Here is a 19901-nt window from a genome sequence, read left to right as displayed (position 1 = left end):
GTTGTTAACTCAACAAATTGAACATCAAACATTTTCTCGCTGTGCAGCATTTCTCAAGCGCTGAATCTTTCGGTCTTGATAGAGCGAAAAAAGAATCGAAGCGACAGCGAGTGACAAAAACAGCGCCGAGAGAGGTCGGGTTAAAAAGGTTAACCAGCTTTCATTAAGCTCGAGGGCACGGAATAGCTGGCGCTCTAAATTGTCACCAAGCACCACGCCGAGTATTAGCGGTGTGAGTGGTACTTCAGCTTTCCAAAGCAGATAGCCAATGACCCCGAAGATGAATAGCACCCAAATGTCGAACAGGTTGTTATTCAAGGCATAGGCGCCAATCGCGCACAGCATCAGTACGATAGGGACGAGAATTTGTTGAGGAATAAGCGATATTTTGGCGAACCAACGCACCAGCAGCAGGTTGCAAAGCACCATGACCACCGCGCCAATGAGTAGGCTGGCATAAATGGCGCCGACCAATACCGGGTTCTGTTCAAACATCATTGGCCCTGGCGTAATGCCGTGCAGAATCAGTACCCCCATCATGATCGCCATAGGCAAATCGCCGGGGATCCCCAGTGCCAGTGTGGGTACAAACGCACCGCCTGCTACCGCACTGTTCGAGGCCTCAGAAGCAACGATGCCGCTTGGTGTACCGGTACCAAACTCTTCCGGTCGCCGGGAGAATTTTTTCGCCTGATCGTAACTTAAGAAGTTTGCGACGGTGCCGCCTGTACCAGGCAGCGCGCCCACCAAGCTGCCAATCAGGGAAGAACGCAGCGTATTGAGCTTTTGCCCCCTCATATCTTTGAGTATTTGGCCGTAAGGAATCGTTACATTGGTGTCGATTTTTTTGGCATCGGTTTTCTCATCTTTAAGCTTTTCGATATTGCCAAGCAGTTGTGAGAAAGCAAATATGCCAATCATCACCGGGAGTATTTCAAACCCTGAGCCTAGTGCGGGCAGGCCAAAATCGAAGCGCAGGTTGCTGTTGCGGTCATAGCCCACGGTAGTGATTAAAAGCCCTAAAGCAGCGGCCATCAGGCCTTTAAGTAGCGCACCGCTGGAGAGGCCTGCCACAAGCGTTAGGGCAAACACAATCAACGCGGTGATCTCCCAGGGGCGAAAGTTCATGCTGAAGCTTGCAATCAGCGGCCCGAAAAAAACCAATACTGCCACGCTGATAAGGGTGCCTAGAAATGAGGCGGCCACGCCAATACCCAGGGCACGGCCCGGCTCGCCTTTCTGGGCCATCGGATAACCGTCGTAAACGGTCGTGATGGAGGAGGGCGTTCCGGGTATTCCGAGCATTACCCCCGATACAATACCGCCAGAGTACCCCCCCACAAACACACCCACCATCAAGGAAACGCCGCTTACCGGGTCCATCGCAAAGGTGAAGGGAAAGACCACCAGGATGGCCATGGTGACGGTGAAACCAGGGATACTGCCGCCAATAATCCCAAACAGCACACCGATAACGATCAGGCCTAAAACCGATGGCGTACCGACCTCAGCAAGCGCCTGGAGAAAAAAGTTAGTCATTATTTACTCCAACGGTTAAGGCAGCCAGACATTAAGGCCGTAGCGGAAAACCACAAAAATCACCAGCGTCAGGGTGAAACTGAGGGTGAGATTTATAATCCACTTGCGTCGTGTATTAGTGCCCATCAGCAGTGCGAGAGAAGCGACTAAGAAACCTATCGTGGCCGTGATATAACCCACTAAAGGAAGTAGCGCGGCATAAAGCCCAAATAGCAGGAACAGCGCGACAATGGTATGTCGACTCTGAAACCACTCTTTGATGAGCTGTTGTGCGCCCACACGCTCAGGCACTTTTACCAATAGGGAGCGCACCAGAATCATGAGTGATAGAACCCCAATCACAACCAATAATATGCGTGGGAATAGCGCCGACCCATAAGGCTGCCAGCTAGTTGGCGGCCGAATATCCCCCGACTCCACCCACATGACAGCCACAATCAAGAGCAGCGCCAGCGCCAAGGCGCGGTCTTTTGTTAGCGTTAGCATTAGCGATGTCTCCGGCAACCCTAGCCCACGCGTCTACGTGGGCTAGAAGATGCGTTCTTAGTTCTGGAAATCGATATTTTCGGCAGCAGCGCTCAATGCTGCTTCGTTTTCGTCCAAGAACGCTTGATAATCATCGCCTGCCAGGAAGCGCACGACGGAGCCAAATTCATTTTCGATTCGGCTCTGTACTTCTTCGTTTTCCAGGGCCTGCTCGTAGGCGTCAGCGATGGCGTCGATCACTTCCTGCGGTGTGCCTTTGGGCGCGAAAATGCCACGGCTGGTGGAGTGATCCATCTCGATTCCTTGTTCACGCAGGGTGGCAACGTCCGGCATGCTATCGAGACGTTCCGGATGAGCGATACCGAGTGCGCGGAAGGTGCCGTCCTCAAAGAACGCGCCGCCTGAAGGCAGGTTGAACATTGCGAAGTCGATCTCTTCAGCCATTAAAGCGGATACCTGCTCACCGGTATCGGGGTAACCCACTAGGCGCACATCGGCCATATCAATGCCCGCTTCCTGGAAGAATTGTGCCCAGAAGAAGTGGTCGGTGGAGCTGGGGATCATGCTAAAGCGCACTTGACCGGGGTTTTCGCTCACATAGTCAGCGATTGCGTCAGCGCTCTGCACAGGATGATTGGCATGAGCCGTAGGGATGTTGATGGTTTGGGTGAGTAGCGCGATAGGCTCGAAGGCATCAAACGAGTAGTCGACGGTACCTGCTAGCTTGGAAAGCGCAATGGTGTCGTGGCTGCCAAGCAGCGTATAGCCATCGGGATCGGCATCTTTGACGTTACGTCAGCCAAGGGTGGCACCCGCGCCGGCCATGTTGACAGGAACGATAGATTCACCAAGGTTTTTTTCAGCCTCTTGAGAAATCAGCCGGAACAGAATATCCGTCGCCCCACCTGGGCCGTAAGGGATGATTAAGCGAATATCCTGCTCAGGATAGTCAGCTTGAGCGGCAGTCGACATTGCCATACTCGACGCAAGCCCGATGGCAGCGAGGGTGGTACTTAGAGTACGTGTACTTAGAGTAAATGTTGAACGCGTCATTCTTATACACCTTTATAGATTAGGGGTGGTGTTGTGGAGTGCCGCCTGTATAGCAGCGGCGTGGTGAGCGCGTGGTCCCGTTATCGGGTTCTTGTTGTCACAATACTGTTTATCAGTGAGTGCCAGACCAGTGAGTGTCAGCCGAGAAAAAGCCCTCCATAAATCAAAGCGCCCATGACCACAAACGCGGGATGCGTTTTGAAGCGAATCAGCGCAATGGCGGCGACGATACCGATAATCAGTGTGTGAATAGCACCGCTGGAGTTGAGGCTTTCGAGTAGAAAGCCCAAGGTTAACCACGCCATCATCATGGCAATGACTGGGCGAACCCATTGGCTCATGCGTTTAACCCGGGGAGAGTCGCGATGGCGGTATAAAAGCCCCAGTGCGCCCAACATCAAAAGCAGCGTCGGGATGACGGTGGCTGCTACGGCGATAAAGGCGCCGCCAAACCCAGCGACTTCATAGCCTACATAGCCGGCCATTTTGGTTGCGATTGGGCTGGGTAGGGCGTTGCCCAGTGCTAAGGTTTCAGCAAACGTCTGCGCGGTCATCCAGCCATACCGACCGACGACTTCAGCCTCAATCAACGGAATGATCGCCGGTCCACCGCCATAACCGATAATGTTGGGTATAAAAAATGCTAAGAAGAGTTCCCAATAAATCACGCCGCCCCCTCCGCTTTTTTAGCGCCCGGCGGTTTAGTTCCTGAGGGGCGTAGTAGGGCGGCGAGTAGAATGGTGCCTATGACCCAGCCGGGATGAATACCAAGCCAATAAATAAGCCCTGCAGCGACAATGGCCATGGCAATACTCACCAGCCAACCAAGCGCGGCCTGTGACTTATCAAAGAAGTCCCAAGTGAGCTGCGCCATCATTACCATTACGACGGGAACCACCGCTTGACCCATGCCACGGATCCAAGCCACATCGCGGTAACGGCTAAAAATGCCTAACATGACAATCATCGCCACTATCATTGGAAAGATAATGGCTACTACTGAGGCGATACAGCCGCTAACGCCGCCGACACGGTAGCCGATATAGCCGGGCATTTTGGTAGCTATAGGGCCAGGCAACGTGTTGCCGATAGCGAGTATGTCGGCGAACTCTTCATCATTTAACCAGTGGTGACGGGTGACGACTTCGGCACGTACTAGCGGGATCATGGCTGGGCCGCCACCGAATCCAAAAATACCGATGCGGAAAAACGCCCAGAATAGTTGCCAGGATACGGCCTGTTTTTTCGAGTCCTGTATTTGCGAACCCTTGGTTTTCAAATCTGGTGCTTTCATGGATGCGCTTTCCATGAAGCCCGCGAGGCGATCAGAAGCATACCCGAACCTTATTTATCGTTTGTAAGTTAAAAAATCGATTATCTTGTCTAAAATAGAATATAGGTATTGCACGGTAAGACGTCAACAGTGAAAAATAGAATGGACAGCGGGAGCTGTGATGCATAAAGGACATCGTCATGAATAACTCTTTACCTAAGGCAGCATTGCCAGCAGGGCCAGTCGGTACCGCATCAAGCCGCGTATTTGATAATTTGCGCAAAGATTTAGTCGGCGGCCGTTTTGTTGCCGGTGAGAAGCTCGCGATCAATGCACTCAAAGAGCGCTACCAGGTCGGTTTAAGCCCGCTGCGGGAAGCGCTTAATAAATTGGCGGCCTATGGGCTGCTTATTCAGGAAAATCAGCGCGGTTTTCGAGTGCCCAAGCTCTCACGGGACGAGCTTGATGATATTGCACAGATGCGCCTGGAGATGGAAGGTATGGCCCTTGAGCGCGCCATTGCCCACGGAGATTCACACTGGGAAGCCGACTTGTTAGCAGCGGCGCATCGCCTGAAACATGCCGACATTAGTTTAGATAAAGGCGAAGAGTGGGAACATTTGCACACTCAATTTCACCGCACGCTGGTGGCGCCCTGTGGGTCGGTTTGGCTACTGCGATTTATCGAGCAATTGCACGATCAGTTCGATCGTTATCGTCGGCTAGGTCCCAAAATGCCGACAATTCGTCAAGAGCTAGATGACCAGCATCATCAGTTGGTCGAGTTAGCCCTGCTGCGAGATGCCAAAGCCGCGCGGGCTTTATTAGATGATCATATCCATAAATCCTACGATGTCGCCTTAAAGCGCTATCAAGAGCACGTTTAGTGGAGGATAGGAGTCGAACAGTGGCTAACGTGGCATCGCTAATGTGTCGGCTAATGTGTCGTTAGTTATTGGTTAGCGATGAAAAGTGGGTAAACTGCCCCGCACAAAGCGTTGGCCGCTGCCGACCTATGAGCGAGAGAGTGTCATGCACACGGATAACCAAATAGTCGCGCAAACGCTGAAGTGGGTGCGCACCTTTATTGTTGCGCAGGATATCTGCCCGTTTGCGCAGCGGGAACTGGAGCGTGAATCTATTCGTGTGGAGGTCGTACGCTCGAAGAAAACCGAGGTGGCGCTCGAGGAGTTGATGGTCGAGGTGCAGTGGCTAGATGAGCACCCGGAAACTGAGACCACGCTGCTGGTGTTCCCTACGCTGTTTAAAAGCTTTGAACACTACCTGGATTTCGTTGAGCTGGCTGAAAGCATTTTGATCGACCAAGGATATGAAGGTATCTATCAGTTAGCGACCTTTCACCCGGACTACTGCTTTGAAGACACCGAGCCCGACGAGGCGTCTAATTATACCAATCGTTCACCCTATGCCATGGTTCACCTCTTGCGCGAAGAGAGTGTCGAAAAAGCCATCGAATTTTACGGCGATACCGACGCTATTCCTGAACGCAACATTGCCAAGCTAAACGCCATGGGCAGTGCAGTCGCTGAAGCGCAGCTCCAGCGCTGTTATGAGCCTGATGTGTCAGCTGGCAGTAATCGCTAAAGCGCCTTATACATGACATGGCTATCGACAAGGCCAAAGCGCGCATGGCGGTAGGCATTAGGAACGGTGCCGACAATATGAAACCCTAGCTTTTGCCATAACGCCACGGCGACTTCATTGGTGGCTACCACGGCGTTGTACTGCATGGCCTGAAACCCGAGTTCACGGGCCTGCTGCTGGGAGTGCTCGCACATAGCGCGTGCTACGCCTTTGCCACGTGCGGCGGGAGAGACTATATAGCCACAATTAGCGATATGGTCACCAGGGCCAGCGGCATTGGGTTTTAAGTAGTAAGCCCCCAGTATTTGGCCGTTTTCATCCTTAGCAACCCAACTGGCTTTGGGCGCCTCACACCATAGCTGAAAGGCGGCATCGAAGCTTATGTTGGGGTCAATGGCATAAGTTTCTTGCGCCACGACCACGGCCTGAAAGGTTGGCCAGAAAGCAGCGAAATCGTTTTCCGATATTGGGGAGAAATCCAGTGTTGCCATAAGACACCAATATTAACCTTTGCTTAAATAAATGCTTACCGAGCGACCGCGGCAACAATTTCATAACTGCGCATGCGGTCTGCATGATTGTAAAAATCGCTGTTAATCATTAGCTCATCAGCACCGGTACGCGCTTGAAACTCCTCAAGCTCGGCTTTAACCGTCTCAGGTCCGCCAATAATGGCCGCGCCTAAAAACTGACTGACTTGAGCCTGCTCAACAGGTGACCAGTCCAATTGCTCGACGGGCGGCTGGGACTGGGTCGGCTTGCCACGAATAAGATTAAGAAACTTCTGTTGGGCCGTCGTTGCCAGATAGTGGGCCATCGCGTCGCTTTCTGCCGCCATTACGGGCAGGCCGACCATCGCATGGGGTTTATCCAGATATTCGGAAGGGCGGAAGTTGTCGCGGTATAAGCGCAGCGCTTCAAATAAATAACCCGGCGCAAACTGAGCGGCGAACGCAAAGGGTAAGCCCAGCTTGGCCGCCAACTGAGCGCTGTAACCGCTGGAGCCCAGTAGCCAAATGGGCACGTGAGTGCCCTGGCCGGGCACCGCCTTGACTCGTTGCTGAGGGTCTGCCTCCGCTAAAAAGCTGCGTAACTCATTTAGCAATTGAGGAAAGTCATCTACACCAGCATGGGCGTTGCGGCGCATCGCTTGCATCGTGGCACCATCGGAGCCTGGAGCACGACCCAACCCCAAATCAATACGATCAGGGTAGAGCGTTTCCAGGGTGCCGAACTGCTCAGCAATCACCAGTGGCGGATGGTTAGGCAGCATGATGCCGCCGCTACCCACACGGATAGTGGAGGTTTGCCCGGCAACGTGGCCAATCAGAACGGCTGTAGCAGCGCTGGCAATACCGGCAATATTGTGATGCTCGGCTAACCAGTAACGGGTATAGCCAAGCTGCTCGGTTAGCTGTGCGAGGGCAACGCTATCGCGGAAAGTCTCAGCGGCGCTGCCACCTTGGCGTATCGGTGCCAGATCAAGGACGGAAAGCGCCGTGGAAGCGAGTTGGCTCATGGTTCACCTGCAAATTGAGTCGTGGGCGCGTAGAGCGAGAAAATTACTTAGCGCGCTTGTTAATTACACGTTATGCGGTCAGGGCAGATGAATTGCAAGGGGGCGAACATTGTCACGCTCGGTCATTGAGCTCTATTTAATCTGGTCCGATCAGGAATGCTGCTGAGAAATCTTTATGCAAGCGGCGGGGTGGGGCGAATAAGGATTTCATTAACATCCACATGAGCAGGTTGTGAAAGCGCATACGTGACCGCATTGGCGATATCGCGATCTTCGAGGGCATGCTCTGGCGGCTCATCAAAAAATGGCGTGTCGACCATGCCGGGTTCAATCAGTGTCACGCGCATACCCGTGCCGCGCAGCTCTTCACGCAGGTTATAACCTATTCCAGTTACCGCCCATTTAGACGCACTGTACATAGAGCCGGGAATGGTGGTGCGGCCAGCCGCTGAGCCAGTCAATAATACATGGCCTTTACTGCGTTTAAGAGCAGGCAAACAGGCTTGAATAGTCAGGCCAACGCCATAGATATTCGTCAGGATCATCTCTCGCCAGGCTTCATGGTCGGCGCTGCTAAACCCGCCGGGGGAACCACCGCGGCCAGCATTGGCAAAAATAGCATCCAGGCGGCCAAAGGTTTCAAGCGTCTGTTCAACCATGGCCTGTTGCTGGTCGAAATCGGTAACGTCTAACTCACAGGTCAATACGTTTTCTGGGCCTAGCTCCTGAGCCAGCGCGGTGAGTTTGTCGCTAGATCGCGCCGCCAATACGAGCTTGTAGCCTTCACGAGACGCCGCACGGGCGGTAGCAGCGCCAATGCCGCTTGATGCGCCGGTAATCAATAGCACGCCTTTATGCATGGGTTGCGCTCCTTGCTGATGTGAACAGTTAAGCCTTTAGAATGGCTAAGGTGATGAGATCCTGCAAACCTTCAGCTAATCAGCCTGATCCACCCACACCACTTTCGCTAACGAGAGCGCCCCTCTTCTTTGCGTTTGAGCATGGCTGAAAGATCCAGAATGGCCTGGGCCATATCCGCCATGCTTTTACTTTGATCCATTGAGGTCTTGCGTAGAAAGCGATAGGCCTCCTCTTCGCTCATATCCTGGTGTGCCATGATAAGCCCTTTGGCGCGCTCAATGAGTTTGCGTTCGCGCAGCGCTTTGCGGGTGTTTTCCAGCTCATCGCTAAGCCCTTGTAAGCGGCTGGCCTGGGCCTGTGTGAGCTCAATCAGCGAACGTCCTAGCGGCGAATTTAGCGCGCTGGCGGTCAGGTCGCCCAACGGCTGGGGATCATTTAATGCCAGCAGCTGTTCGCAAGGAGCGGGTGCATGCCGGCAGGGTTCTGCCTTGGCTTGCTCTAAGGCATCCTCCGCTTGCGCAATTTTGCGGTGACAAAGTACGCTTAGTTGAGTGATCAGGGCATCTTCAACCGTTTTGATCGCATCAATACGCAGCGTGGTCAGTTCATACCAGGTTTCACCCAGCGTATCGGGCGGATTAGTCGGCGTTGATTGCCCTGCTGCTGGGTGTTGGCAGGCGGTGTCACGAAGCTGGTAAATACCCGCCAAGGTGCGTGGTGAAAGCTCCTTTTGCCATGTCTGCTGCGCTTCTGGGGTAGCAAATTCAACGAAGGTATCAAAACAGCGCTGTTGATCCGTCACTAGCTGATTTAGTAAAGCGCGATGGGCTTCATCGAAGTGTCCATGGGTGAAGCCAAACGCGCCACAGGCACGCTCCTGGCCAGCCAGCTCTTTACCCTGCATCAAGTGGAAAATAGCCACCAGGGTTCGAGTGATATCCGGGTCGATGGAAGTATCCGCCGCTTCAAATACAATCGCCAGCAGCCCACTGGTCAACTGGTTAAAGGCTTGAGTGGCCGCATCTGGAGAGATGGTGAACGTATCAATGGCTTGGCGGAGGGCGTCAAGCTCATCTAAGGCATACCAAACGGCGGCGATGCGGCGCAATAAGCGAGCGGCTGCCTGGGGGCGTGCCTCCTGACTGAGCGCCTCCAATCGCTGTCGCATTAAGGTTTCGGCTTGCTGACTATGCTGCCGGTAGGTGTCTCGGCGAGTTTTAAAGCGTCGCCCTTGAGAGGCGAGGTAAATCGTCGATGCCCCCCGTTCACGCTGCAACATATGAATAAAGCGACTGATATCGCCGACGATGTCGGCAGTGGTGGCAAGATGGGTAAGGTTGTCGATATCGCAACGAATAGCGGTTAACAGCAGTTGCTGCGCTGAAGACATAGGGATTTCCTTGGGTAACTCGCCGCCTAAAAAAGTAAAGCTCCCATACCGTTAATCAGTGTATGGGAGCGTGTTGGGAAACGCTTAACGCAATGAGAGAGCGCCTGCGCCTACGTCATCACCTATCGCATCGCGGTAGGCTTTGGCCTCTTCGGCTTCGGTGGCATCGCTAAAGCGAACCAGTAAAACGCAGGATGCCAGCACTAGGACCGTGAGACCCAAATAGAACAGGCCTTGTTGATATGTAAGACTTTCGCTGCGGAACAGAAACGCTGCCCCTACCGCACCCACGTTACCGCCAGCGCCAACAATACCTGCGACCGCTCCCAGCGCTTTTTTATTGATGAATGGGACGACCCCAAAAGTGGCACCTTCTGCCATTTGCACAAATAGGCTGAACACCAACATGATGCCAATGGCGAGGCTTAACACATGCATCTGCGAAAACGCTACCAAGGCAATCCCTTCGCAAATCAAGGCGATAAATAGCCAGCGTACGCGTCCCTTCAAACCACCTTGTTTGGCGAAAAGATCCGAGAACACCCCACCCAGGGTGCGGGCAAAAATGTTCATTAGCCCGAATAAGCCAGCAATTAGACCGGCGGTGGCTAAAGTAAGATCAAATTTATCAAAAAAGTAGATCGCAGCAATATTGTTTATGGTTAGTTCCACGCCAAAGCAGAGACCATAGACAACGAACAGCGCCCATACACGTATATCCTTGGCGGCGGCTAAAAAGCTCTGTTTTGCACCATTTTCACCCGTCGCTTCAGGCAACTCACCACGCGCGCGCAGCGCGCTGAAATTACCGTTGGGGGCATCTTGGGTAAAAAACCAATAGCCAATCCCGGTAAACAGCATCACGACACCAGGTACCATCATCGCCAAGCGCCAACCAAAGGCTTCGTTAACGCCCAGCATTAACATGCCTGAAAAGATTAGCGGCATCAGAATTTGCGTGGTACCACCGCCTAAGTTACCCCAGCCGGCGCTGGTGGCGTTGGCTGTGCCGACGACATTGGGGGCGAACATCATGGAGGTGTGGTACTGGGTAATCACGAAGGAGGCGCCGATGGCACCAATTGCTAAGCGCGCAAGCAGGAAAGTCTCAAAGCTATCGGCTAAGCCAATCCCCATTACGGGAATTGCGCCCAATAACAGCAGGCCGGTATAGGTTTTGCGCGGACCGATACGGTCACACAACACGCCAATCGCAAGGCGCACGATGACAGTAATCGCCACGGACGCGATGATGGTATTGCCGATTTGCGTTTGGGTGAGAGACAGGTCTTCGCGAACGATCGCCATAAGCGGGGCGATACCGAACCAGCCGAAGAAACAGATATGAAATGCGAACCACGAGAAATGGAAAGCACGCATTTGCGGAGTGGAGAAATTGAACAGTCGAATGCGGTTGGCTTTATTACGTATGTCCATGGGATGGCCTCACGGGGCATAAAACGAGTTTTTACTACGCAGCGCCAATATTTCAGCGCGCCGCGCAAGCAATTAACGAGAACATGCCTTCTCCATTGAAGGTCAGGTTCGACGCACTCGTACCCAGTTGGGCCTGGTCCACGCCTACCACCACTGATAGGAGTTATGCAGATAGTTTGCCAGTCGGTTATTTATTTATTAAAAACATCACCTTAATTTATTTTTTTGTGATTTTTAGATAGGTTTGGCTGCGCAAATATGCTGCATGATTGGGCATGCAGCATCTGCCGTGCGGCATCTTGGTGCTTATTCGGTGCAGTTGAAGAGTTGTGTACCGTAGTTACTGGTGGCTCATTATTCGTATGGCCCGTTATTCATTAAGGTAGACAGCATCTATATCAAGTGAGGAGTGGTTGCCAATGGCATCGAAGTGCTCGCTAAGCCAGCGTTCGGCAGCTGCTTGGCCCTGCTCGAACAGATGGCATAAAAAAGGCCACTCAGAGTTTGATTTGCTGGAAACTGACAGTCCCTCAAGTGCCAGGTCGCCGCTGATGCGATGAAATAGCGCCTGCTGGTAGCAGTTTTCAATACCCTGTTCATCAAGCGCATGCTTGAGTAGCGCAATCATGCGGATCTCTTTAATCAGCGCTGAATTAAAAGTGATTTCGTTGAGCCGGTTCATAATCGCCGATGCCGAAGTAGGCACTTCATTACGGCTGATGGGGTTAATTTGTATCAGTAGGATATCCCGTGCGCCGCACTCTTCCATCAATGGAAATAGCGCTGGATTGCCCATATAGCCGCCGTCCCAGTATGCTTCGCCATCGATCTCTACCGCTTGAAACATAAAGGGTAGGCAGGCTGAGGCCATCACGGCGTCAACGCTCATTTCTTCTCGGCGAAATACCCGTTGCTTGCCCGTACGCACGTTAGTCGCGGCGATAAACAGTTTAAGCTGTTCACACTTGCGGACACGTTCGAAATCTATATGACTGGCCACAATGTCGCGCAGTGGATTGATGTTGAGTGGGTTGAGTTGATAGGGCGAGACCACGCGGCTTAACAGATCCATCGCTATAAAGCCGGGGGAGTGATCTAGGCTCCAGTTGCCGGTTAATACATCCATTGGCGAACGACGTATTGGGCTTGCCATACCTGCTCGGCTAACTGCCTGCCAAAAATCGTGGAGCGCTTGCCGCGCGGTCTCTTTATCACCCCGGGTCAAAGCGTCGGCCATCACTACACCGTTCATCGCCCCGGCACTGGTGCCGCTAATGCCTTCCAGCTCAATGCGGTCATCTGCCAAAAGACGGTCAATGACGCCCCAGGTGTAGGCTCCGTGTGCACCACCACCTTGCAACGCGAGGTCTAGCTTTTTGACCTTTGCCATATGCTTTTTCCCATTGCGACTGTTAAAGAGTCTAGTTGCCATGAGGCCAGCATCGCATAGGCCAGTTAGGAAGACGAATATACTGCGTTAAGACGTGCTCGCTAACGATGAGTGATGATTAGAGGTTGTGAACGCTCTTTACATGAAAACATGGGAGACATTAGCGGCGAGCAAGATGGGTGGCGGCGGCTGTGCAGCCTAGAAACGCTGAGGTGGCAAGCCACTCGGCGTCAGGGTAATAAGCAAACACATATTGGTCCTCTTTGAGGCTGTCGATCAGTGGGTAAGTTACGTCTTCGCGTACTGCCGGGCAGCCGTGGCTGCGCCCTAGCCGGCCTGTTTGGGCAATGAAAGCATCGCTTACATAATCGGCGCCGTGAATAACAATGGCGCGCTCAAACGCCAGGTCGTTAATGTTAGGTTCAAGTCCCTGCAGGCGCAGGGAATAGCCGTTACGGCCATAGTAGCTATTCATGGTACGAAATAAGCCAATACTGGATTGATGGCTGTCGGGGGTATTCGAGAACAACTCTGCCTGGGCATCGCCGGAGCCTTGACCGTGCGACACCAGCTCTTCGAAAAGTAACTTATGCTGGCGCAAGTCAAACACCCAAAGGCGTGGCTCGGTGGAGGGTAGTGAATAATCGATAACCGCTAGGCGCTCGGCATTAGGGTCTGCACAGTTAAGCGCTTGAGCGGCTAGACGCAGCGCTGCAGGCGTTGCTTGAGGGGCGAGCTGCAGAAGCTGATGATTTAGAGGCATTACGCCGGGCGGTGGTGTTGAAGCCACGTGGGAAAAAAAACTAGCGGCGTGTAGCGGCAATGTAAGTAACGTTAACGGTAGGGAGCACAGTAGCGCGGCAACATTTAAACGAAGAGCCATATAAATCGATCCTGCAGGCAATATAAGTCATGATGAAGAGTAGCCGACTAAGATAAACGCTAATATAAAAAGTGTTAGACGGCGGATGTAAAACTGAAGTTGGGGAACATAGTAACTCAAGGAGAGGGCGATGAACGATATACAGCCACTAAGACAATGGGCGATAGGGGTCGCTTTATGTCTAACGCTCACCCACAGCCCTTTAGGGACCAGCCTTGCGTATGCGGACTCAGCGCCGTTGCAGCAAGCGTTAACACAACAATTAACCGCTGTTGAAGCCAGTCGGCTACCCCTTGCTGAATTCTATCAATTACGCGAAGGAAAGCCTGCCTGGCAAACAGCACCAGCCGTCGAGTCGTTGGTGGGCGCGTTAAATAGCCTGGAAAACGATGGCTTAGTGCCAGAGGATTACCACGCTGATACGCTGCTTAATGAGTTTCAGCGCAGTAAGTCTGGCGGTAACACGGCGCAGGCGTTATTTGATGTCAAGGCCACCGAGTCACTGTTGCTAGCGTTAGATCATTTAGAGCGTGGCAAGGTTAATCCCCGTGATGTCGAACCTCACTGGGATTCACCGCGCCCGGAAAGAGGTTACTCACTGCTTCGCGTGATGCATGCCGTCGAGGATGGTGAGCTGGACAAAGCTATCGCGCTGGTTCGGCCTTCATCGGGCGAGTATCAACAGTTACGAGACGCCTTAAAACAGCATTATCAGTTGGCGAATCTAGGCAGCGCGCCATACTTGGCGGCGCGTGAAGAGTCGCTGCGGCCTGGCGACGAAGCTGACGATGTTGTCGTGCTTCGCCAACGCCTGGCGCTGTGGGGGGAAGCTGAATTAATGATGGCTGACAGCAGCGCGTATCCGCTCATTGGGGTGCAGTCCGCGTCTAACCGACGTGCCTTTGATGCGCCACTTGAAGCCGCGGTTAGACGCTTTCAGCGCCGTCATCTGCTTCAGGAAGATGGTGTCGTGGGCGAGCAGACTCGCTTGGCGTTAAACACCCCGGTGACAACACGAATCGACCAACTGCGGGTCAATCTAGAGCGCGCGCGCTGGATTCGTCCGATGCAGTCTGCCGAGCCACGGGTGTGGGTCGATATTGCCGGATACCGGATGCATTACGTACGGCCAAATGGCCAGCATTGGGATGCAAGAGTGGTGGTAGGTACACCGCGCCGCGAAACACCGATTATCCACTCTACGATCAGCCATTTGACGATTAACCCTTCCTGGACGATCCCGCCGACCATTATGCGTGAGGATGTGTTACCCCAGGTACGTGCCGATATCGATTATTTGGCGCGTAAAAACATCCAGGTGATTAGTCTGTCGGGTGAGCAGTTGGTTGCTGAGGAGATTGATTGGCAGCGCCCTGGCGGCGTTATGTTGCGTCAAGTGTCTGGCGCAGGTAACCCGCTAGGCCGTGTCGTGGTGCGATTTCCCAACGATGACATGATCTATTTGCACGATACCCCCGCGCGGGGGTTATTCCAGCGTGAACAGCGCGCGCTCAGTTCGGGCTGTATTCGGGTTGAAGGTGTGGCTGAGCTAGCCCAGATGCTGTTGCAAGACACCGGCAGTCGTTACCAAATGAGTACGCTGTTGAGTGGCGGGAGCGATCGCAACGTGAGTTTGACCCAGCGTATTCCCATTGCGCTGCACTATTTAACCGCGTGGCCAAATGCCGAGGGTGAGGTAGAGTTTAGGCCTGACATCTACCGTCGCGATGCAACGCTACTGGCAGCATTGCGGCGCCCGGTTTAAGCATCTGAAAAGTTAAAATAGTGCACCCCAACGTAACGCACCGCCCGAGGGCGGTGCGTTACTTATAAGCGTTCGTTATTGCGTAGCGAAGCGCTAGTCGTCGCTTTCCTGCTGATAGTTAGCCACGCTAACCGGCCCGGTTTCGCCGCTTTCCAGTGCAGCTAACATTGGAGCAGCCTGGTTTTGGAAGGCAATAAGCGTGTCGCCGCTCAAGCTGGTATTTTCGGGCAGGGGAACGGTCATCGCATTCACCGGCGAATTGTTAACGATGACTTCATAGTGCAGGTGAGGTCCAGTGCTGCGGCCGGTGTTGCCCGATAGCGCAATGCGCTCGCCCATTTCGACCCGCTCACCTTCGCTGACCAGAGGTTTTGAGGTGTGCAGATAGCGAGTACGGTAGCCGTTGTCGTGACGAATGACAATGTAGCGTCCGGCGGCGTAATGGTTGGCAACCTTTTCGACTCGGCCAGCAGCAGGTGCCGTGATGGGCGTACCAATCGGCATGGCAAAATCGGTGCCGTTATGCGGACTAATGCGGCCAGTGACCGGATGCTTACGACGCGGGTTGAAGCTGGAGCTTATGCGGTAATTGCCTTCAAACGGGTGGCGGGCAAAGGCGGGATCCAGGCTGCCGCCCTCAGGCGTATAGAAATTATCGTCGCTGGCATTGCGGACAACGGTTAAATCCATGCGTTCGCCGTCGTAATTAACCGCTAAAACGCGGGAATCCAGCGTTTCCCCATCAATCATGTCGGACTCAACCAGCACCTGAAAGCGGTCACCGCGGCGGCTGTCACGCCGAAAATCGAGTTTCTTTTCGAGCAACTTTGTCAGTTCTGTTACCGAGCCGCTGTTCAAGCCTGTCGCCTGGGCCGAGCGCGCAAAACTACCGCTGACGCTACCTGCATAGAGGCGTTGAACAGGTTCACCCTGGCGTTCAATCGTGGTGATGGCGAAATGGTCTGCATCTTGCTCAAGCAATATGCCATCGCGGGTGTTTTTCATCATGCGTAGCGACAGCAGACGACCATCTTCATCTAACTGATAGTCAAAGCTGTTCCCGGCGCGCCAGTTGGTGAGCATGCGTTGATCGGGTAAGTCTTCAAGCAGCGCCATTACTTCGCTGTAGCCAAGGCCTAATTCATTTTGGGCAATCACGGCAAATGTTTCACCAGATTCGACAATATGCGTTTCCCATTCAGGTACAAACGGCTTTTCTGCCGCCAGTTCTAAATTCAGAAACGAAATATCATCAAAAAGATCGATGCCATAATCTTCGTAAGAGGTGGCATCGGCAATCTCAACCGATGAGGTGTCGTCTACATCCAGCATGCCGCTGGTGAGCGTGCCGACCACAATTGCCATATGCAGAGCGCCACTATCAAGCGCGATGGGTACTAACGCGGGTGCATCAAGTGATGTTGCGCTGAGTACCGTTACATCATGTCCCAGGCCTGCTTGGGCGGCCATACTGGCCTCTGCGGTGGCGATGACGTCGAGATCAACAATTTCAGTAGCGGTTAATTCACTGAGGGGAATATTTTCGCGAGTGGCGTCGAGGGCGCGCGAGGCGCGGTCAATCGCATCAGCAACCGGGGTGCGTTCTTGGCGCAGGGAAGGAACACCCGGGGTGGAGTCACTTGGAAGCGGTACCAGCACACTTTCAAGCGGAGTATTGGGTTGATTTAAATCTTGATATGTCGTCAGTAACTTCTGTGTGCCCAGCACTGTGACCATTGTGGCCACTGGTAACAGTAACAATTTGTGCGTGCGAGGCAGCGAATGGAGGATTCGCAACATGGGTAAATGGACCGCCGGATTCGTGATTAAAATTAACTATAAGAGTACATAAACACGGAAACCATACCCCATGAAAGCGAGGGTTCATAGACTGTATGTCTATACATAAAATGAAATTAAATAGAAATATGGCAATATTAATTAAAGATTACTATTTATAAACACCGTTTGCTAACAAATGTAACTGATAAATTTGGCTAGCAATATAGCTTAGGTTAACCATAGACGAAAATTGATATTTTGGAAGTGCTAATACAATCAATGTCTAATATTTGAGTCTTCACCCAATGCTGATTCACATTTATAGCTTATCTTTTAGGGTTATTAACAGCCATTTTTCAACCATGAGCGGCATGATCAAACGTTTCCTGGCATTCTAGTCATGTTTTTTCGAACATTAAGCGCATTGTTTCGCGATTTTGCGTTGAGGAAATCGAAATGTCCCGGGTAACACTTGCACAATGGCAAATGTTGGCCGCCGTGGTTGACTATGGCGGGTTTGCACGTGCGGCAGAAGCCGTACACAAAAGTCCCTCCACGCTGAATCACGCCGTCCATAAATTAGAAGAGCAACTAGGGGTTCAGGTGCTGGAGCCGGTTGGCCGACAAGTTCGTTTAACTGAGGCCGGTAAGCTGCTGCTTCGTCGCGCGCGTCAGTTGATAGAGAGTGCGGCCTCGCTCGAGGATGTGGCTACTCGGCTAGCAGCGGGCCTAGAGGCAGAAGTCGTGGTGGCGATTGATCAAGTTTTTCCGGTTGCCGCGCAAGCTAAAGCGCTAGAGCGCTTCTCTGAAACGTACCCACAGGTGCGTGTTCAATTACACGAGAGTGTTCTCAACGGTGGTATTGAAATGCTCTACGATGGTCGTGCAGACCTCGTGATCTCAGGCATTGAGGCGCAAGGCTTTTTAGGTGAGCCACTGGTAACGATACGTTTTGTGGCGGTGGCGCATCCTCAGCACGCCCTTCATCAATTAGGTCGCACGTTAGACCTGCGCGATCTAGCTCAGTATCGGCAGTTGGTGGTGCGTGACTCAGCGTTACGGCAATCAACCAATGCTGGCTGGTTGAAGGCAGAACAGCGCTGGACCGTCACTCACCTCCATACGTCACTCGATATGCTTCGACGTGGTTTGGGGTTTGCGTGGATGCCAGAGACGCGTATTGCTGATGAGTTAAAAAGCGGGCAATTGAAACCGCTGCCACTGCCAGCAGGGGGCATCCGTGAAGTGCCGATACAAATGATTTTCCGCGACCGAGATCGTGCAGGGCCAGCGGCTCACGCCATGGCGGCGGCACTTAAACAGGCGGTGATAAGCGAATGTGCCATGCATGATTCGACTAACTCGAATGAACGGTCGTAAAACATCCGCTTGAGCCTCCCTGAAGCGGGCGTATGCTGAAAATAAGATGCATAACCCCTAGACACTTTTCAGGAGACGCCCATGGGATTACTCGTTAATGGCGCATGGCAAGACCAGTGGTACGACACCAAAAAACACGGCGGCGAGTTCGTGCGTGAATCGGCTCAATTGCGCGACTGGGTGGGTGAACAGCCGGAAACGGACGGAGAATGCTACCCTGCGGAAAAAGACCGCTACCATTTGTACGTATCGCTCGCGTGTCCCTGGGCGCACCGCACCCTGATTATGCGTAAGCTGAAAGGGCTGGAGCCATTGATCGGCACGTCCCATGTCAGCCCCTTGATGCTTGATCAGGGATGGACCTACCACCAGGGCGAAGGCGCCAGTGGCGATCCCGTTAACGGCGTCGATTTTCACCACCAGCTATATACCATGACCGACCCGCACTATACCGGTCGTGTCACCGTGCCTGTGCTATGGGATAAACAGCGCAGTGCCATCGTTAATAATGAGTCCGCGGATTTGCTGCGTATGTTTAACCATGCGTTTGATGAGCTGACCGGCAATGATTTGGATTTTTACCCTGAAGGTCTGCGCAGCGTCATCGATGACGTCAATGCTGATGTTTATGATCATATTAATAACGGGGTCTATAAATCGGGTTTTGCTACTGAGCAAGCTGTATATGAAACGCATGTGCAGGCGCTATTTGAAGCGCTCGATCGCATGGAAGCCCGTTTAGGTGAGCAGCGTTACTTGGCAGGGGAGTGGTTGACCGAGGCGGATATTCGCCTGTTTACTACCCTGATACGCTTCGATGCGGTTTACTACGGCCATTTCAAATGCAATTTTAAGCGTATTGAGGATTATCCCAACCTTGCCAATTACGTTAGGGAAATCTATCAATGGCCTGGAGTGGCGGAGACGGTCAATATGAATCACATAAAACGCCACTACTATTACAGCCACGATACGATTAATCCAACGCGCATTGTGCCCACTGGCCCGCTGCTTGATTTTAATCAGCCGCATGATCGTGAGCGTCTGCCCGGTAAAGGTGTGCGCCGCCGCTAATTATTCATCAATCAACATCAAAAAGGGCCGCCCATTTTGAACTGCACCCCGAAAGTTGGACGCTCAATCCAACCTTCGGGGTGTTTTTATGAGTAAGCAATACAACGAGGATTTTAAGCTGCTGCTGGTGCAACAGTATTTACGCGATCACACGAGCTTAAAGGACGTGGCCTATCAGCACGGCGTAGACACGTCTACCGTAAGGCAATGGGTAGAGACCTATAGACAGCATGGTATGAAAGGGCTGAGAAAGAAATACACACACCGCAGTGTGGCTTTCAAACTGGAAGTGCTTGAGAGAATGTGGAGAGATGGTTTGTCACAACGCCAGACAGCGGCCCTGTTTGATATTCGTGAGCGTAGTGCTATTGGCAGATGGGAGCAGCAGTATCATAGTGGAGGGCCAAGTGCATTAGCGGCGAAGCGCAAAGGACGACGCCCGATGAATAAGAAACCTATTTCAA

Annotated in this window: 19 protein-coding genes and 1 pseudogene; 6 read left to right on the top strand and 14 right to left on the bottom strand. The window is 52.8% G+C overall.

Features of this window, described 5'->3' with window-relative positions; all coding sequences use genetic code 11:
• Positions 1-24: 24 nt before the first annotated feature.
• The 6 genes and pseudogenes from QT230_RS03600 to QT230_RS03575 all read right to left on the bottom strand — a co-directional run bounded on the left by QT230_RS03600 (position 25) and on the right by QT230_RS03575 (position 4372).
• Positions 25-1539, bottom strand: a complete 1515-nt coding sequence (locus QT230_RS03600; protein WP_308320149.1) for a tripartite tricarboxylate transporter permease — start codon at positions 1537-1539, stop codon at positions 25-27.
• A gap of 15 nt (positions 1540-1554) precedes the next feature.
• Positions 1555-2025 (bottom strand): tripartite tricarboxylate transporter TctB family protein, encoded by a 471-nt coding sequence (locus tag QT230_RS03595; RefSeq protein WP_308320148.1) that lies wholly within the window; start codon positions 2023-2025, stop codon positions 1555-1557.
• A 57-nt stretch (positions 2026-2082) separates the two neighbouring features.
• A pseudogene (locus QT230_RS03590) lies at positions 2083-2802 on the bottom strand (Bug family tripartite tricarboxylate transporter substrate binding protein); the annotation flags it as partial.
• Between the two features lie 18 nt (positions 2803-2820).
• A complete protein-coding gene (locus QT230_RS03585; protein ID WP_308320147.1) occupies positions 2821-3078 on the bottom strand; it encodes a hypothetical protein in 258 nt (85 codons plus the stop codon).
• 137 nt (positions 3079-3215) lie between these two features.
• Positions 3216-3746: a chromate transporter gene (locus QT230_RS03580; protein ID WP_308320145.1), complete on the bottom strand. Its 531-nt coding sequence runs from the start codon at positions 3744-3746 to the stop codon at positions 3216-3218.
• Complete coding sequence (locus QT230_RS03575; RefSeq protein WP_308320143.1) at positions 3743-4372, bottom strand: chromate transporter; 630 nt, start codon at positions 4370-4372, stop codon at positions 3743-3745. Before QT230_RS03575 ends, QT230_RS03580 begins: the two co-directional genes overlap by 4 nt.
• 179 nt (positions 4373-4551) lie before the next feature.
• On the opposite strand from QT230_RS03575, the gene QT230_RS03570 reads away from it, so the two are divergent.
• Both QT230_RS03570 and QT230_RS03565 read left to right on the top strand, forming a co-directional pair.
• Complete coding sequence (locus QT230_RS03570) at positions 4552-5238, top strand: FCD domain-containing protein (RefSeq protein ID WP_308320141.1); 687 nt, start codon at positions 4552-4554, stop codon at positions 5236-5238.
• A 145-nt stretch (positions 5239-5383) separates the two neighbouring features.
• Positions 5384-5956 (top strand): DUF1415 domain-containing protein, encoded by a 573-nt coding sequence (locus tag QT230_RS03565; protein WP_308320140.1) that lies wholly within the window; start codon positions 5384-5386, stop codon positions 5954-5956.
• Here the strand turns inward: QT230_RS03565 and QT230_RS03560 are convergent.
• The 7 genes from QT230_RS03560 to QT230_RS03530 all read right to left on the bottom strand — a co-directional run bounded on the left by QT230_RS03560 (position 5953) and on the right by QT230_RS03530 (position 13436).
• Positions 5953-6447, bottom strand: coding sequence for a GNAT family N-acetyltransferase (locus tag QT230_RS03560; protein ID WP_308320138.1), 495 nt, complete (start codon positions 6445-6447; stop codon positions 5953-5955). The genes QT230_RS03565 and QT230_RS03560 overlap by 4 nt on opposite strands.
• 35 nt (positions 6448-6482) lie before the next feature.
• Positions 6483-7475 (bottom strand): LLM class flavin-dependent oxidoreductase, encoded by a 993-nt coding sequence (locus QT230_RS03555; protein ID WP_308320136.1) that lies wholly within the window; start codon positions 7473-7475, stop codon positions 6483-6485.
• Between the two features lie 173 nt (positions 7476-7648).
• Positions 7649-8335 carry an SDR family oxidoreductase gene (locus QT230_RS03550; RefSeq protein ID WP_308320134.1) on the bottom strand — a complete coding sequence of 229 codons (687 nt, stop codon included), beginning with the start codon at positions 8333-8335 and terminating at the stop codon, positions 7649-7651.
• A gap of 107 nt (positions 8336-8442) precedes the next feature.
• Complete coding sequence (locus QT230_RS03545; protein WP_308320133.1) at positions 8443-9726, bottom strand: nitrate- and nitrite sensing domain-containing protein; 1284 nt, start codon at positions 9724-9726, stop codon at positions 8443-8445.
• A gap of 84 nt (positions 9727-9810) precedes the next feature.
• The gene (locus tag QT230_RS03540; protein ID WP_308320132.1) at positions 9811-11163 is read right to left on the bottom strand and encodes an MFS transporter; all 1353 of its coding nucleotides are present in this window, start codon (positions 11161-11163) and stop codon (positions 9811-9813) included.
• A 370-nt stretch (positions 11164-11533) separates the two neighbouring features.
• The gene (locus tag QT230_RS03535) at positions 11534-12553 is read right to left on the bottom strand and encodes a patatin-like phospholipase family protein (RefSeq protein WP_308320130.1); all 1020 of its coding nucleotides are present in this window, start codon (positions 12551-12553) and stop codon (positions 11534-11536) included.
• A gap of 160 nt (positions 12554-12713) precedes the next feature.
• Positions 12714-13436: a murein L,D-transpeptidase catalytic domain family protein gene (locus QT230_RS03530; RefSeq protein WP_308320129.1), complete on the bottom strand. Its 723-nt coding sequence runs from the start codon at positions 13434-13436 to the stop codon at positions 12714-12716.
• Between the two features lie 130 nt (positions 13437-13566).
• Here QT230_RS03530 and QT230_RS03525 point away from each other — a divergent pair, with 130 nt between their 5' ends.
• Positions 13567-15201 carry a L,D-transpeptidase family protein gene (locus QT230_RS03525; RefSeq protein ID WP_308320128.1) on the top strand — a complete coding sequence of 545 codons (1635 nt, stop codon included), beginning with the start codon at positions 13567-13569 and terminating at the stop codon, positions 15199-15201.
• 93 nt (positions 15202-15294) lie between these two features.
• On the opposite strand, the gene QT230_RS03520 is transcribed toward QT230_RS03525, so the two are convergent.
• Complete coding sequence (locus QT230_RS03520; RefSeq protein ID WP_308320126.1) at positions 15295-17001, bottom strand: peptidoglycan DD-metalloendopeptidase family protein; 1707 nt, start codon at positions 16999-17001, stop codon at positions 15295-15297.
• 438 nt (positions 17002-17439) lie between these two features.
• Here QT230_RS03520 and QT230_RS03515 point away from each other — a divergent pair, with 438 nt between their 5' ends.
• The 3 genes from QT230_RS03515 to QT230_RS03505 form a co-directional block, all read left to right on the top strand.
• Entirely contained in the window at positions 17440-18363 is a 924-nt protein-coding gene (locus QT230_RS03515) for a LysR family transcriptional regulator (protein ID WP_308320125.1), read from the top strand.
• A gap of 81 nt (positions 18364-18444) precedes the next feature.
• Positions 18445-19437, top strand: coding sequence for a glutathione S-transferase family protein (locus QT230_RS03510; protein ID WP_308320124.1), 993 nt, complete (start codon positions 18445-18447; stop codon positions 19435-19437).
• Between the two features lie 88 nt (positions 19438-19525).
• The coding region (locus QT230_RS03505; protein ID WP_308320122.1) for a transposase at positions 19526-19901 on the top strand (376 nt) is incomplete at its 3' end.

It is taken from the genome of Halomonas sp. SpR8, assembly GCF_031010195.1.
Taxonomy (GTDB): domain Bacteria; phylum Pseudomonadota; class Gammaproteobacteria; order Pseudomonadales; family Halomonadaceae; genus Vreelandella.
Note: the sequence above shows the minus strand (reverse complement) of the source record. Positions and strands in the feature narration are given on the sequence as shown.